The following is a 13193-nucleotide window of genomic DNA, read 5'->3' on the forward strand; positions in this document are numbered from 1 at the left end:
CGGAGCACCGGCTTCGCCACCCCCGCCGCCGTCACGGGGCGAGCACCCCCGCGGTCGCCAGTACCTGCGGGGTGGGGCCGCAGGCCAGCACCCGGCCGCCGTCGAGGACGGTGACGGTGTCGGTGCGGTCGGCGATCAGCGGGAGGTCGTGGCTGATCAGCACGAGCGCGGTGCCCCGGCGTTCGCGCAGACCGGCCAGCAGGTCCATGATCGCCTCGGCCGTCGCGGAGTCCAGCGCGGAGGTGACCTCGTCGCAGATCAGCACCTCGGGGTCGGCCGCGAGCGCGCGGGCGATGGCGATGCGCTGGCGCTGCCCGCCGGACAGCTCGTGCGGGTAGCGGTCCGCGAACGCGGGCGGCAGACCGACCTGTTCGAGGAGACCGGCGACCCGTTCCGGGACGTCGGCGCGCACGCACCGGCGGTGCAGCCGCAAGGGCCGGCCCACGGCCGCCCCGACCGTACGGCTGGGGTTGAGGGCGCCCAGCGGATTCTGCGTCACCAGCTGCACCCTGCGCCGCTGCTCCCGCGACCGTCCGCGCAGCCCGCCGGGCAGGGCGCGGCCGTCGAGGACGATGCTCCCCCCGGTGATCCTCTGCAGACCCACGACCGCCCGCACCAGTGTGGTCTTCCCCGACCCCGACGCCCCTACGATGCCCACCGCCGCGCCCGGTGCGACGGCGAGGTCGACGCCGTCCAGGGCGAGGTGCCCGCGGTCGAACGAGACACGCAGGTCGCGGACTTGGAGGAGGGGCGGGGCCAGGCCGTCAGCCGAGGCTTCTCCGGCAGGGGCGCCGACGCCCTGTTCGGCGGCCCTTGCTCCCGTCACGCCCCGTGGCCCCGGCAGGGGGGAGCCCAGCGCGACCACGTCGTCGGCGATGCGTTCCACCAGGGCCGGGTCGTGGCAGGACAGGGCGACGGCCAGGTGGTGTTCGCGGGCCAGGTGGCACAGCAGGTCGCCGATCTCCTCGCGCAGTGCCGGATGGAGCCCGGCCGTGGGCTCGTCGAGGAGGAGGATGTCGGGGCGGCGGGCCAGCGCGCGAGCGAGGGCCACGCGGCGCTGCTGGCCGCCGGAGAGCGCGGCCGGGCGGCGGGCGGCGAGGCGGCCGTCCTCGTCGGGCAGGCGCACCTCGGCGAGGAGGGCGGCGACGGTGTCCCGCGTACGGTCGGCGGCGAGCTCACGGACGAGGGCGCGCACCCGCATTCGGGGGTTGAGGCCGGAGCCGGGGTCCTGGCCGACGTAGGCGAGGCGGTTCGCCCGCAGGGCGCGCAACTCCCGCTCCCCCAGGGCCAGGACGTCCGCGCCGAAGACCTCCACGGTGCCGGCCCTGCGGGTCGTGCCGGGCGGCAGCAGGCCGGTCAGGGCGCGCAGCAGGGTCGTCTTGCCGGACCCGGAGGGGCCGGTGAGGGCGGTGACCCGGCCGGGGCGCAGCGTGAGGTCCGCGTCCGACAGCAGCAGGCGTCCGTCGGGCGCCGTGACGGTGAGCCCGGTGACCCGGGCGGACACGGGCGTGTCGGGGGCCGGCTTCTCGGACCGGTAGCGGGGATCGTGGCTCACAGGACGGGCACCGCCTTCCGGCCGGTCTGCGGGGCGAGGGCGGCCGCCGCGAGGTTGACGCTCAGCGCGAGCAGGCCGATGGCGGCGCTGGGGGCGACCACGGCCCAGGGGTTGAGCAGGATGCCGGCCGAGTTCTCGCGGATCATCAACGCCCAGTCGGCGGCGGGAGGTTGCGGCCCGACCTGGAGGAACCCGGCGGTGGCGACCAGGTAGACGGCGGCGACGAAACGCAGCCCGAACAGGGCCAGCAGGGTCGCCCGCAGATTGGGCAGGATCTCGCGCAGCACGAGATGCCCCAGACGCTCCCCGCCGGCCTGCGCGGCCTCGACGTATCCCGTGGCGGCGAGCGGTACGGCGGCACCCGCGGCGAGCCGTACCGCGTAGGGGACACCGAGGGCGACGGCGGCGGCGACCACGGCGAGCCGGCCGCCGTCCGGCCAGGACAGCGTGACCAGCAGGATGCCGAGGACCGCGGGGAGCAGCATCAGCACGTCCGCGATCCGCTCGACGACCCGCCCGATCAGCGGCCGGACGGCACCGATCGCGCCGAGCACGGCCGCGGTCGCGGTGACCAGCACGGCCACCAGGAGCGAGGACAGCACGAGGTCGCGGCCGCCGGCCAGGAGTCGGCTCAGCACGTCCCGGCCGAGCTGGTCCCCGCCGAGGACGGCGTCCGCGCCGGGTTCGGCGTACGGGGCGGCCACCGGGGCGTCGACGGCGTGCGGGGCGAGCCAGGGGCCCGCGAGGGCGAGGGCGACGAGCAGCAGGGCGGGCAGCACACGCAGCACGGTGGCCCGGGTGCGCCGCCGGGCGGGCTTCGCGGGCCGCGCCGGCGCCTGTGGGGAAGCAGCGTCCGTCATCGTCGTACTCCCGTCATCGCGTCCCGGATCAGGTCGGCCACCAGCAGGACCCCCGTGACGACCGCGCCGGCGAGCGCGGTGACCCCGGCGATGACGGGGCTGTCGCGGTCGGTGACGGCGGAGGCCAGGACGGAGCCGATGCCGGGGTAGTTGAAGACGGTCTCCACGACGACGGCGCCGCCGAGCAGCATGCCGGTGGAGGTGGCGAGGCCGGCGGCGACGGTGGGCAGGGCGCCGGGCAGCACATGGCGGGTGAGGACGCGGTGCGGCGGCAGGCCGTCGAGGACCGCGGTCTCCACGTGCGGGGCACGGGCCTCGTCGGCGAGGGCGGCGCGCACGATCCGGGTGTTCCAGCCGGTCTGCGGGATCGTCAGGGCGAGGGCGGGCAGCACGAGCATGGTCCAGGAGTCGGGGTTGCCGTCGGCGTCGGTGAGGGTGACGGCGGGCAGCCAGCCGGTCCACAGGGACAGCACGAGCACCAGCGCGACCGCGACCACGAACTCGGGCAGCGCCAGCACGGCGGTGGCCGAGCCCGACACGGCCCGGTCCACGCGGCCGCCCGGCCGCAGGGCGGCCCAGCAGCCGAGCGCCGGCGACAGGACGGCGGTCAGCAGCAGCGCGATGCCGCCGAGGAGCAGGGTGTTGGGGAAGGCGCTGGAGAGCAGGCCGGTGACGGGTTCGCCGCGCGCGGAGGTGCCGAGGTCGCCGGTGGGCAGGCCGGACATCCAGTCCCAGAAGCGTTCCGGGACCGGCCGGTCGAGGCCGAGCAGCTCCCGGCGTTCCTGGATGTCGGCGGCGCTCTCGCCGCGCTCGGAGGTGGCGTTCGCCGCGTCGCCCGGCAGGAGTTCGACGGTGCCGAAGACCAGGGCGAGCAGCACGGCCAGCAGAGCGGCGCGCTTGACCAGCACCAGGCCGGTGCGGGCGAGCACGGACAGGACGACGGGCCGCGCCGGCCGGGCCTTGCCGGCCGGCGGGTTCACCTCCGGAGCCTTTCCGGTCGGCGCGGCCACGTCCGGGGTCAACGGCCCAGCCATGCCCGCTCGAGCTGGACCCGGCCGTAACCGGGCAGCGTGGGCAGCCCGTTCACCTTGGACCCGGCCAGGTCGATGCCGTCGGCCATGCCCCACAGCAGATAGCCGGAGCGGTCGTACTGGATCTGCTGGAGTTCCTTGAGCCGCGTGGCGCGTTCGGCGGGGTCGGCGGTGCCGATGGCCTTCTCGTAGGCGCGGTCGAAGGCCTTGTCGTCGAAGCCGGACTCGTTCTGGCCGCTGCCGGAGAGCAGGACCTTGCTGGCGAAGAACACCACCGAGTCGTTGGTGCCCCAGTAGGTGGTGTACAGGTCGCCCTTGAGCCAGGTCTTGTCCCAGAAGACGGCGGACTCCTGCTTGACGACCTTGATCTTCACCCCGGCCTCGCGGACCTGGGAGGCGAAGAGGGTGGCGGACTCGGCGAGGCCGGAGATGTCCTCGGTGGTGAGCAGTTCGTACGTCCTGGAGGTGTCGAACTTCGCCTCCTTCAGCAGCTGCTTGGCCCGGTCGAGGTCGCGGGCGCGCTGCGGGATGTCCTTGGCGTAGGCGGGGTCGCCGGTGCCGAGGATGTCGTTGGCGACGGTGCCGTAGCCGGAGAGCACCTGCTTCACCATGGCCTCGCGGTCGACGGCGAGGCGCAGGGCCTCACGGACCTTGGGGTCGGCGAAGGGGCCGTCGGCGGTGCGCATCACGATCGGCATCGCCATGTCGTTGGGCCGGCGGACGGTCTGGATGTCGCCCCGTCCCTCGGCCGTGCGGGCCGCGACCGCGCCGACGTTGGAGGCGAGGTCGATCTGCCCGGACAGCAGGGCGTTCGCCATGGCCTGCGGGCTCTCGAAGATCTTCACCTCGATGGCGTCGAGGTGCACGTCACCGCCGTACCACTGGTCGTTGCGCACCAGCCGGGCGTTGCCGCCGCGGTACCAGTCCAGCTTGAAGGGTCCGGTGCCGGGCGCCTTGGCGATGTCCTTGTCGGTGGTGCCCTTGGGCACGACGAACGTGGTCAGGCGGGTGAGCTGCGGGAGTTCGGCGTTGGGGTAGTCGGAGACGAGGACGACGGTGGAGTCGCCGTCGGCGGTGATGTTCTTCTCCTGGATGCCCGGCAGCCGGGAGGCGCCGGCGGGGGTGGCGCGCAGCCGGCGCAGCGAGAAGACGACGTCGTCGGCGGTGACGGGCGTGCCGTCGTGGAAGGTGGCGCCCTTGGCCAGGGTGAAGCGCCAGGTCTTCAGGTCGGCCGAGGGCTGCCAGCTCGCGGCGAGCCGGGGCTCGGTGTTGGGCTTGGAGCCGGGCACGGTCAGGGTGTCGTAGACGAGGCTGATGACGAGGTAGTCGCTCTCGTTGGACTGGGTGCCGTGCGGGTCGCGGGTGACGGCGCCGGCCCGGCCGAGGGCGCCGACGCGCAGGGTTCCGCCGCGGCGGGGCTTGCCCGAGTCGCCCTTGGCGGACCCGGCGGGGTCGTCGGAACTGCCGCCCGAGCAGGCGGTGATCAGGGCTGCGGCGCCGAAGGCACCGGTGGCCCACAGCAGTTGACGTCTCGACAGGTCCACGTCGTCCTCGTTTTCGCTGCGCGGAACTTCTTGCTGAGGTTTGCCTACCCTGACTCACAGCTGGGACACAAGACCGCACGGACTGTGATCTTCGCCAAGGTTAGGTAAGCCTTGCCTGCATCCTGTGAGGTGGCTATGTTTCTGCACAGCCACCAGGCGGTCACGGACCGCGACCGGCGACGCCCGCATCCATCCCGCACGGAACGGACGGACCAGCCCCATGCCGACGGGATCCGCACCCGTACGCACGCTTTCCCCCCACGCCACCGCCGAATTGACCGCGGCGGCCGAGAAACTCCTCATCGAGTCCGCCGGTTCGACGACCGACCCGACCCTGCTCCGCCAACTGCCTTCCGTCGTCGGTGAGTTGAGCGACGAGGTCCGGCACGCCTGCCGCCCCGTCGACACCCCCGAAGGCCTGTACGTCCTGCGCGGCCTGGAGGTCGACGACTCCGCCGTCGGGCCCACGCCCGCCCACTGGTCCCGCGTCGGTGACGCGGGCGCCCTGCACGACGTCGCCCTGCTGCTGCTCTCGGCCGCGATGGGCACGCCCATCGCCTGGGCCGGCCAGCAGGAGGGGCGGTTCGTGCACAACATCGTGCCCTCCCCCGGACACGAGGAGGAGCAGACCGGGGCGAGCAGCAGCGTGCTGCTCAGCCCGCACACCGAGGACGCCTTCCACCCGGGACGCGCCCATCTCCTGCTGCTCTCCTGCATGCGCAACCACGACGCGGTCGCCACCACTGCGGCGAGCGTCCGCCAGGTACAACTCTCCGACGAGGACCGGGAATTGCTCGGCCGCCGGGTGCTGCCGATCCTGCCCGACGACGCCTACGCCGAGGCACAGGCCTACGGCGGTGAAGCGCCGCCCGTGCCCACGCTGTGGGAGTCCGAGGACGGCCCCACCCTGCGCTTCGACCCCGCCTACACGCCCCTGGACCGCGCCCCCGAGGACCACCGGGCCGCCTACGGCCGCCTGGAGAGAGAGCTGGAGCGCGTCTCCGTCGCGGTGAGCCTCGCCCCCGGTGAGGTGCTGGTCGTGGACAACGACCTCGTGGTCCACGGCCGCGTCCCCTTCAAGGCCCGCTACGACGGCACGGACCGCTGGCTGAAACGTTCCTCCGTGCGCGTGCCGGGCCGCAGGACCCGGCCCGAGGCGGAGCGCTTCGAACACGGCTACGGACAGAAGGTTCTGGAGGCCCACGCATGACCGACACCCACGCCCCGGACACCGCCCTGCGCGTCCTGAGCACCAGCGACGTCGCCGGGATCGAGATCTCCCTCGCCGATGCCGTCTCCACCGTGGAGCAGGCGTACGGCACCCTCGCCGACGGCCGCTCCGACAACCCGCGCAAGCTGACCGTCAAGCCCGAGGACGGGCACTCGGTGGCGTACGCGATGCTCGGCAGGGACGGAGAACGCGGCGTCGTCGCCGTCAAGACGTCCTACAAGTACGGGCTCCACGAGGACCGCGACAAACAGCACTACTACACGACGCTGACCATCTACGACGACGCCACCGGGCTGCCCGTGGCGATGATGGACTGCGGCCGGATCGGTGCCCTGCGCACGCCCGCGGTCTCGGCCCTGCTCGCCCGTGAACTGGCCGCGCCCGGCAGCCGGGGCGCACTGGTCGTCGGCACGGGCACCCAGGGGCGGCTCGCGCTGCCGTTCCTGCTCACCACGATGCCGCAGCTGGAGCGGCTGATGCTGTTCGGGACGCATCCGGACGGGATACGTGCCGTACGGGAGCAGTTGCACGCGCACTTCCCCGACCGGGAGCTGGAGGTCGTCACCGATCTGCGGGCGGCCGCGCAGGAGGCCGACGTCGTGCTGGCCACCGCCGGGCCGAACACGCCCGCGTCCGTGGAGGCCGAGTGGCTGAAGCCCGCCGCGCTGTCGGTGCTGGTGGGATACGGCATCGCCGCGTCCACGCTGCACCGGGCCGACCGGGTCGTCGCCACGAGCGCCGCGCAGATGGCCGTCACGGGCACGGACATGGCCGACGCGGAGGGGCGGCTGCGGGAGGTGGACGCCGAGTTCCCCGAGGTGCTCGCGGGGCGGGCGGCCGGGCGGACCGACGCCGGTCAGCGGATCTTCGCGTACAACAGCGGGCTCGTCGTCACCGACATCGCGCTCGGCCACCGGTTCGCCGAGCTGGCGATCGCCCAGGGGCTGGGTACGGTGGTGCCGCTGTGGCGGTGACGACGGTCGCGGCGCCGCCCTCGCTGCCCGCTCACATCGCCGCGGAGACACAGGCGTTCCTCGACGCGCCGGCACTGCTTCAGGAGCTGAGCCATGGGCTCGGCGGCCCGTACCACGCGCTGTTCCCGGAGCGGTTCGACACCAACGCCCGTGCCTTCACCGCGGTGCTGGAGGAGGCCGGGGTCGCGGGCAGGGTGTACTTCGCCAAGAAGGCCAACAAGGCAGCCGTGTTCGCCGAACGGGCCGCCGTGCTGGGCCTCGGGGTGGACGTGGCGAGCCACGGGGAGCTGCGCGAGGCACTGGCCGCGGGCGTGGCCGGCGCGGACCTGGTGGTGACCGGGCCCGCGAAGAGCGACGTCCTGCTGCGGGTGGCCGTGCTCCAGGGGGCGCTGGTCGCGGTGGACGCCTTGGACGAGCTGGAGCGGCTCACCGCGATCGCCGCCGAACTGGGGCGTGTTTCCCGGGTGTTGCTGCGTGTGCTGCCGGGCGGACAGCCCCACAGCCGGTTCGGCATGAGCCCCGAGGAGCTGCGCACAGCGCTCGGCAGGACCGACGGCCTGCACGTCGAGGGGTTCAGCTTCCATCTCTCCGGCTACGACCCTCAGGCCCGCGCCGATCTCGCCGGCGAGCTCGTCGGTCTGTGCCGTGAGGCACGAGGCCTCGGCCTGCGGGCCGACCGGATCAGCATCGGCGGCGGGTTCGCCGTCGACTACGTCGGCGGGGACGACTGGCGGCGGTTCCAGCGGGAGCAGCTCCCCGAGCACTTCCACGCCGGCAAGTCCTTCCACGGCGGCTTCTACCCCTACCACTCCCCCGTCGCCGGGGCCGAGGCCCTGCGGGCGGTCCTGGCGGCCACCCCGAAGGGCGAACGGGCCCCGCTGTCCGCGCTCCTGCGGGACGCCGGCGTGGCCCTCCTCGTCGAGCCCGGCCGGGCCCTGCTGGACCAGGCCGGATGCACCGTGTTCCGCGTGCAGGGCGTCAAGGAGCGGGACGGGCACGGGATCCTCACCGTCGACGGGAGCAGTCTGAGCCTGTCGGAGCAGTGGTTCGACAGCGAGTTTCTGCCGGACCCGGTGCTGGTCCCGAACGGGCCGCGGGAGAGGCGCACCCACCCGGCCTGTGTGGGGGCCGCCACCTGCCTGGAGTCCGACATGCTCACCTGGCGCACGGTGCCCTTCCCGCACCGGCCGCAGGTCGGTGACCTGCTGGTGTACCTCAACACCTCCGGCTACCAGATGGACTCCAACGAGTCCCCGTTCCACGAGCTGCCCCTGCCGCCGAAGGTGGTCGTCGAGGCGGCTCCCGGTTCCCCCCGTCCCCGCTGGCGCCTCGACCGCCACCCGTAGGGAGAAACCCGATGAACCACCCCCTGCACCGCCCCGCCGTCGTGCGCCGGGTCTCCGAACTGATCGGCGCCACGCCGCTGTTCGAGCTGTGCCGCACCGAGGACGACGTACGGCTGCTGCTGAAGCTGGAGCAGTTCAACCCGACCGGCACCGCGAAGATCCGGATGGCCCGGCAGATGGTGATCGACGCCGAGGAGCGCGGTCTGCTGAAGCCGGGCGGCCGGATCGTGGAGTCGACCTCCGGGAACACCGGCCTCGGCCTCGCGGTCGTCGCCGCCGAGCGCGGGTACACCTTCACGGCCGTCGTCGACCATCACGCCGCCGCCGACAAGCTGCGCGCGATGAAGGCGCTCGGCGCCGAACTGATCTACGTCGCCGACGACGGTGACGAGGAGCTGAACACCGCCGCCCGCGAGGAGTTCGCCGAGAAGCTGGCGGCCGAGACGCCCGGCGCGTACTTCACCGAGCAGCACAACAACCCGGCGAACGGCGTCGGTTACCACCCCGTGGCCGACGAGCTGTACGCCGCGCTGGACGGTCGCGTCGACCTCCTGATCGGGGCCGTCGGAACCGGCGGCGGGCTGTTCGGGACCGCGGGCCCGCTGCGCCGGACCGTGCCGGACGTGCGGATCGTCGGTGTGGAGCCGAAGGGGTCCATCGCCTTCGGCCCGCCCGCCCACGACTACTACCAGTCCGGCACCGGCACCCCCGAGGGCGCCACCATCGGCACGATGGTCGACTACGACCTGCTCGACGAGGGCGTGAAGGTCGGCGACGTCGAGGCGTTCGCGACCGCCCGGGCCGTCGCCCGGCGCACCGGGCTGCTGATCGGCGGCTCGGCGGGCGGCGTCGTCTACGAGGCCCTTACCCGGCTGTCGGCCCTGCCACCGGGAACGACTATGGTCGCGCTGGTCAACGACGGCGGAGAGAAGTACATGGACACGGTGTTCGACGACGACTGGATGTCGGCGCGCGATCTGCTCGATCCCGACGTCGAGCGCGAGGTCGAGGCGCTCCTCGTCAAGCACCGGCGCAGCCCGCAGGACCACCCGCAGGAAATGAACTGATGCCGCCCGCTCTTACCCGTCTGCTCACCGACAGCCGCGCCCTGGCCACGCTCGCCGTGCCGCTGGCCCTCACCCAGCTCGCGCAGGTCGCGCTCACCACCACCGACACCGTCATGATGGGCCTCATCGGCACCGAGGCCCTCGCGGCGGGCGGTCTGGCGATGGTGATCTTCAACCAGCTGCGCACGATGGGCGTCGGCCTGGTGACCGCGGTCGGCAACCAGGTCGCCGCCGCCGACGCGCGGCGCGAGAAGGACGGCTCGGCTCAGGCGGTGGCGGAACTGCGCGACCTCGTGCGCGCGAGCCTGCTGCTGGCCACCCTCGCGGGCGCGGCCGGTGCGGTGCTGATGGTGCTCGTCGGGCACGCCGTGCGCTGGCTCGGCCAGGACCCGGACGTGGTCGACGCGGCCCAGCCGGTGCTGTACGCGATGGCGCCGGGTCTGCTGCCGTGTCTGTGGTTCCAGGCGATACGGCAGTTCACCGTCGGCATGCGCCGCCCGCAGGCCCTGCTGCGCATCACCCTCGCCTCGATCGCCGTCAACGCGGGCCTGAACTGGGTGTTCATCCACGGCACCTGGTTCTTCCCGGACCTCGGCCTGCCGGGCATCGGGCTGGCCACGTCGTCGGTGTACGCGCTGTCGTTCCTCGCGCTGTACGTCTCCGCCCGCCGTGACGAGCGGCTCGCGCCGCTGCTGTCCTTGAGCGTGTGGAAGACGCGTCCGGCCACCCTGCGCCGGCTGACCGGCCTCGGCACGCCGATCGCCGCGACCTATGGCTCGGAGGCCGGGTTCTTCTCGGTCGTGGCCCTGCTGATCGGCAGCTTCGGCACGGCGGCGCTGGCCGCGCACACGGCCGTCAACCAGCTCGTCTACATCGTGTTCCAGATCGCGGTCGGGCTGTCCCACGCCGCGTCCCTGGGCGTCAGCCGGGAGCTCGCGCTCGGCAACACGGCGGCCGCCCGGCGCCTTCAGCAGACCGCGCTGGCCTGCGCGGCGGCGGTGATGGCGGTGGTCGCGCTGGTCTACGGAACCGTGCCGGAGCTGGTGCTGGCCCCGTTCTTCGACACCGGGAACGACAAGGCGACCGACATCGCGGTGCAGTTGCTGCTGGTGGCCGCGGTGCTGCAGTTCTTCGACTGCGCGCAGAACATCGGTGTGGGTCTGCTGCGCGGCCTGGACGACACCAAGGGCGGCTTCCGCGTCACCCTGGTCGGCTACTGGCTCGTCGGCCTTCCGGCGGCGGCCCTGCTGGGCTTCGCCGCGGGCCTGGACACCCTCGGGGTGTGGCTGGGCCTGCTGACGGGCCTGGCGACGACGGCCGTGCTGCTGCTGCGCAGGTTCGCGCGGGGCCTGGAGCGGCTGCCCGCGGCCGAGGCGGCGGCCGCCTGAACGACGGCCGCGCCGCGTACCGTTCAGCCCTCGACGAGGACGATCTCCTGCTGCTGAGCCGCGTGGAAACGGGGCATCAGCAGCAGGCCGCTGTGGGGGCTCAGCTCCATCAGCGTGGCCTCGACCCGGGCGGCGCCGGGCTTCAGGGTGCCGGGCTGCGGGCGGCCGGAGTTCGACCAGCGGTGTTCGATCCCGTCGCACACGGCCTGGGTGCCGCCGATGCCGTACCGGACCGACGGCTGGCTCTGGCTGACCGAGGAGCTCACGAACACCGGCCCGCTGCCGCCGGCGCAGCGGTAGGTGCCGGCGAGGGTGATCGTGCCGTCGGGCGCGATCCGGCCGGTCGTGTCGACGGTGACCGACTCGTAGGGGTCGGCGGTGGCGGAATCGTAGGGGTCGGCGGTGGCGGACCCGGCGGGCACGCCGAGCAGCAGCAGCGCGGCACCGGCGGCGGCACCGAGGAAGGAACGGTACGTCATGGGGGGAAACCTCCTGGTATGGGGGGATTCCACAGGTACCGGGCCGCCGGGCCGCGAGCGGTGACCTTCACCCCTTCGACGGCGTGTTGATCAGGCCTCTCGGCCGCTACGGCAGTACGGCGAACCCGTCCAGCTCCACCCGCGCCGCCTCGTCCCACAGCCGTACGACCTGCACCACGGCCATCGCCGGGTACTCCCGCCCGGCCAACCGCCGCCATACGCGGCCCAGTTCGGCCGCGCACTCCCGGTACTCGGTGACGTCCGTGGCGTAGACGGTCACCCGGGCCAGGTCGGCCGGGGTGCCACCGGCCGCTGCGAGGGCGGTGAGCAGGTTGCCCAGCGCCTTCTCGAACTGCTCGGGCAGCGTCCGCCCGGTCACCTTGCCGTCGCCGTCCAGGGCCGTCTGCCCGGCGAGGAACACCACCCGGGACCCGGCGGCGACGACGGCGTGCGAGAAGCCGGCGGGCGGGGACAGCTCGGGCGGGTTGACGCGCTCGGCAGTCATACGACGGGCCCCCTCGTGCTCGTCCGGTACGTCTCCTTGGCGATGATCCCGCGCTGCACCTCGCTGGCCCCCTCGTAGATCCGCGGGGCGCGCACCTCGCGGTAGAGGTGCTCCAGCAGATGGCCGCGGCGCAGGGCGCGGGCCCCGTGCAGCTGGACCGCGGCGTCGACGACGTACTGCGCGGTCTCGGTGGCGAGCAGCTTCGCCATCGCCGCGCGCCGCGGTACGTCCGGGTCGCCGCGGTCGTACGCCGAGGCCGCCGCGTACACCATCAGCCGGGCCGCCTCGGTGCGCAGCGCCATCTCGGCGACCTGGTGGGCGACGGCCTGCAGGTCGCTCAACGGCCCGCCGAAGGCCTCCCGTTCGGCGGTGTGGGCGAGGCTCGCGTCGAGCGCGGCCTGGGCCATCCCGACGGCGAAGGCGCCGACGCTGGGCCGGAAGAGGGTGAGGGTGCCGAGGGCGACGCGCAGTCCGTGGCCCTCCTCGCCGAGGACGTCGTCGGCGGTGACCGGTACGGCGTCGAAGGCCAGGGCCCCGATCGGGTGCGGGGAGAGCATCTCCAGGCCGGTGCCGGTCAGGCCGGGTCGGTCGGCGGGGACCAGGAAGGCGGTGACGCCGTGCGGGCCGGGCGCGGTGCGGGCGAAGACGGTGTAGAAGTCGGCCTCGGGGGCGTTGGAGATCCAGCGTTTGTCACCGGTGAGCCGCCATCGGCCGGGGCCGTCCGGGTCGGCCGCCAGAGACAGCGCGGCCGCGTCCGAGCCGGCGCCGGGCTCGGTCAGCGCGAAGGCGGCCACCGCGGAGCCGTCGGCGACCTTCGGCAGCCAGCGCTCGCGCTGGGCGGGTGCGCCATGGGCGTGCACCGGGTGGGCGCCCAGACCCTGGAGGGCGAGCGCGGTCTCCGCCTCGGTGCAGGCGTAGGCGAGGGACTCGCGCATCAGGCACAGGTCCAGGGCGCCGGAGGTGAACAGGCGCTCCAGCAGCCCGAGCCGGCCGAGCTCGGCGACGAGCGGGCGGTTGACGTGCCCCTCCTCACCCTTGTCGACGAGCGGGCGCAGCCGTTCCTCCGCCAGGGCGCGCAGCTCCGCACACCAGGCGGTTTGTGCCGGTTCGAGCGAGAATGCCGTCATCGCCGGTCCCCTCTGCCAGGCCTGCCCCGACCATATCGCGCTCCCTTGACTGCCGTCACCAAGGCGATACGCTCCTAGCGCGAGCC

The 13193-nt window shown here is 73.6% G+C and carries 12 protein-coding genes; 5 read left to right on the forward strand and 7 right to left on the reverse strand.

The features are described 5' to 3' along the window. Window positions 1–31 precede the first annotated feature (31 nt). Genes ACIQ6Y_RS05570 through ACIQ6Y_RS05585 form a run of 4 tightly spaced genes read right to left on the reverse strand, consistent with a single transcriptional unit; the run spans window position 32 to window position 4990 of the window. Window positions 32–1555 (reverse strand): ABC transporter ATP-binding protein, encoded by a 1524-nt coding sequence (locus ACIQ6Y_RS05570; protein ID WP_404033287.1) that lies wholly within the window; start codon window positions 1553–1555, stop codon window positions 32–34. Then, the gene (locus ACIQ6Y_RS05575; protein ID WP_404033289.1) at window positions 1552–2415 is read right to left on the reverse strand and encodes an ABC transporter permease; all 864 of its coding nucleotides are present in this window, start codon (window positions 2413–2415) and stop codon (window positions 1552–1554) included. Before ACIQ6Y_RS05575 ends, ACIQ6Y_RS05570 begins: the two co-directional genes overlap by 4 nt. After that, window positions 2412–3449, reverse strand: coding sequence for an ABC transporter permease (locus ACIQ6Y_RS05580; RefSeq protein WP_404033292.1), 1038 nt, complete (start codon window positions 3447–3449; stop codon window positions 2412–2414). The genes ACIQ6Y_RS05575 and ACIQ6Y_RS05580 overlap by 4 nt, the downstream gene beginning before the upstream one ends. Further along, entirely contained in the window at window positions 3434–4990 is a 1557-nt protein-coding gene (locus ACIQ6Y_RS05585; RefSeq protein WP_404033295.1) for an ABC transporter substrate-binding protein, read from the reverse strand. Before ACIQ6Y_RS05585 ends, ACIQ6Y_RS05580 begins: the two co-directional genes overlap by 16 nt. A gap of 220 nt (window positions 4991–5210) precedes the next feature. Between ACIQ6Y_RS05585 and ACIQ6Y_RS05590 the strand changes: the two genes are divergently transcribed. From ACIQ6Y_RS05590 to ACIQ6Y_RS05610, 5 genes are read left to right on the forward strand one after another with little or no spacing between them, the layout of a single operon-like run. Then, a complete protein-coding gene (locus tag ACIQ6Y_RS05590; protein WP_404033298.1) occupies window positions 5211–6200 on the forward strand; it encodes a TauD/TfdA family dioxygenase in 990 nt (329 codons plus the stop codon). After that, complete coding sequence (locus ACIQ6Y_RS05595) at window positions 6197–7195, forward strand: ornithine cyclodeaminase family protein (protein ID WP_404033301.1); 999 nt, start codon at window positions 6197–6199, stop codon at window positions 7193–7195. Before ACIQ6Y_RS05590 ends, ACIQ6Y_RS05595 begins: the two co-directional genes overlap by 4 nt. Next, window positions 7186–8541 carry an alanine racemase gene (locus ACIQ6Y_RS05600; protein WP_404033304.1) on the forward strand — a complete coding sequence of 452 codons (1356 nt, stop codon included), beginning with the start codon at window positions 7186–7188 and terminating at the stop codon, window positions 8539–8541. Before ACIQ6Y_RS05595 ends, ACIQ6Y_RS05600 begins: the two co-directional genes overlap by 10 nt. A gap of 11 nt (window positions 8542–8552) precedes the next feature. Further along, a complete protein-coding gene (locus ACIQ6Y_RS05605) occupies window positions 8553–9608 on the forward strand; it encodes a cysteine synthase family protein (protein ID WP_404033306.1) in 1056 nt (351 codons plus the stop codon). Continuing rightward, window positions 9608–10996 carry an MATE family efflux transporter gene (locus ACIQ6Y_RS05610; RefSeq protein ID WP_404033309.1) on the forward strand — a complete coding sequence of 463 codons (1389 nt, stop codon included), beginning with the start codon at window positions 9608–9610 and terminating at the stop codon, window positions 10994–10996. The genes ACIQ6Y_RS05605 and ACIQ6Y_RS05610 overlap by 1 nt, the downstream gene beginning before the upstream one ends. 23 nt (window positions 10997–11019) lie before the next feature. Here ACIQ6Y_RS05610 and ACIQ6Y_RS05615 read toward each other — a convergent pair whose 3' ends face one another. From ACIQ6Y_RS05615 to ACIQ6Y_RS05625, 3 genes are all read right to left on the reverse strand, one after another. Beyond that, window positions 11020–11475, reverse strand: coding sequence for a DUF6299 family protein (locus ACIQ6Y_RS05615; RefSeq protein ID WP_404033311.1), 456 nt, complete (start codon window positions 11473–11475; stop codon window positions 11020–11022). 106 nt (window positions 11476–11581) lie between these two features. Further along, the gene (locus tag ACIQ6Y_RS05620) at window positions 11582–11980 is read right to left on the reverse strand and encodes a RidA family protein (RefSeq protein ID WP_404033314.1); all 399 of its coding nucleotides are present in this window, start codon (window positions 11978–11980) and stop codon (window positions 11582–11584) included. Further along, window positions 11977–13107: an acyl-CoA dehydrogenase family protein gene (locus ACIQ6Y_RS05625; protein ID WP_404033316.1), complete on the reverse strand. Its 1131-nt coding sequence runs from the start codon at window positions 13105–13107 to the stop codon at window positions 11977–11979. Before ACIQ6Y_RS05625 ends, ACIQ6Y_RS05620 begins: the two co-directional genes overlap by 4 nt. Window positions 13108–13193 lie beyond the last annotated feature (86 nt).

The organism is Streptomyces sp. NPDC096205 (assembly GCF_044763135.1).
Taxonomy (GTDB): Bacteria; Actinomycetota; Actinomycetes; order Streptomycetales; family Streptomycetaceae; genus Streptomyces.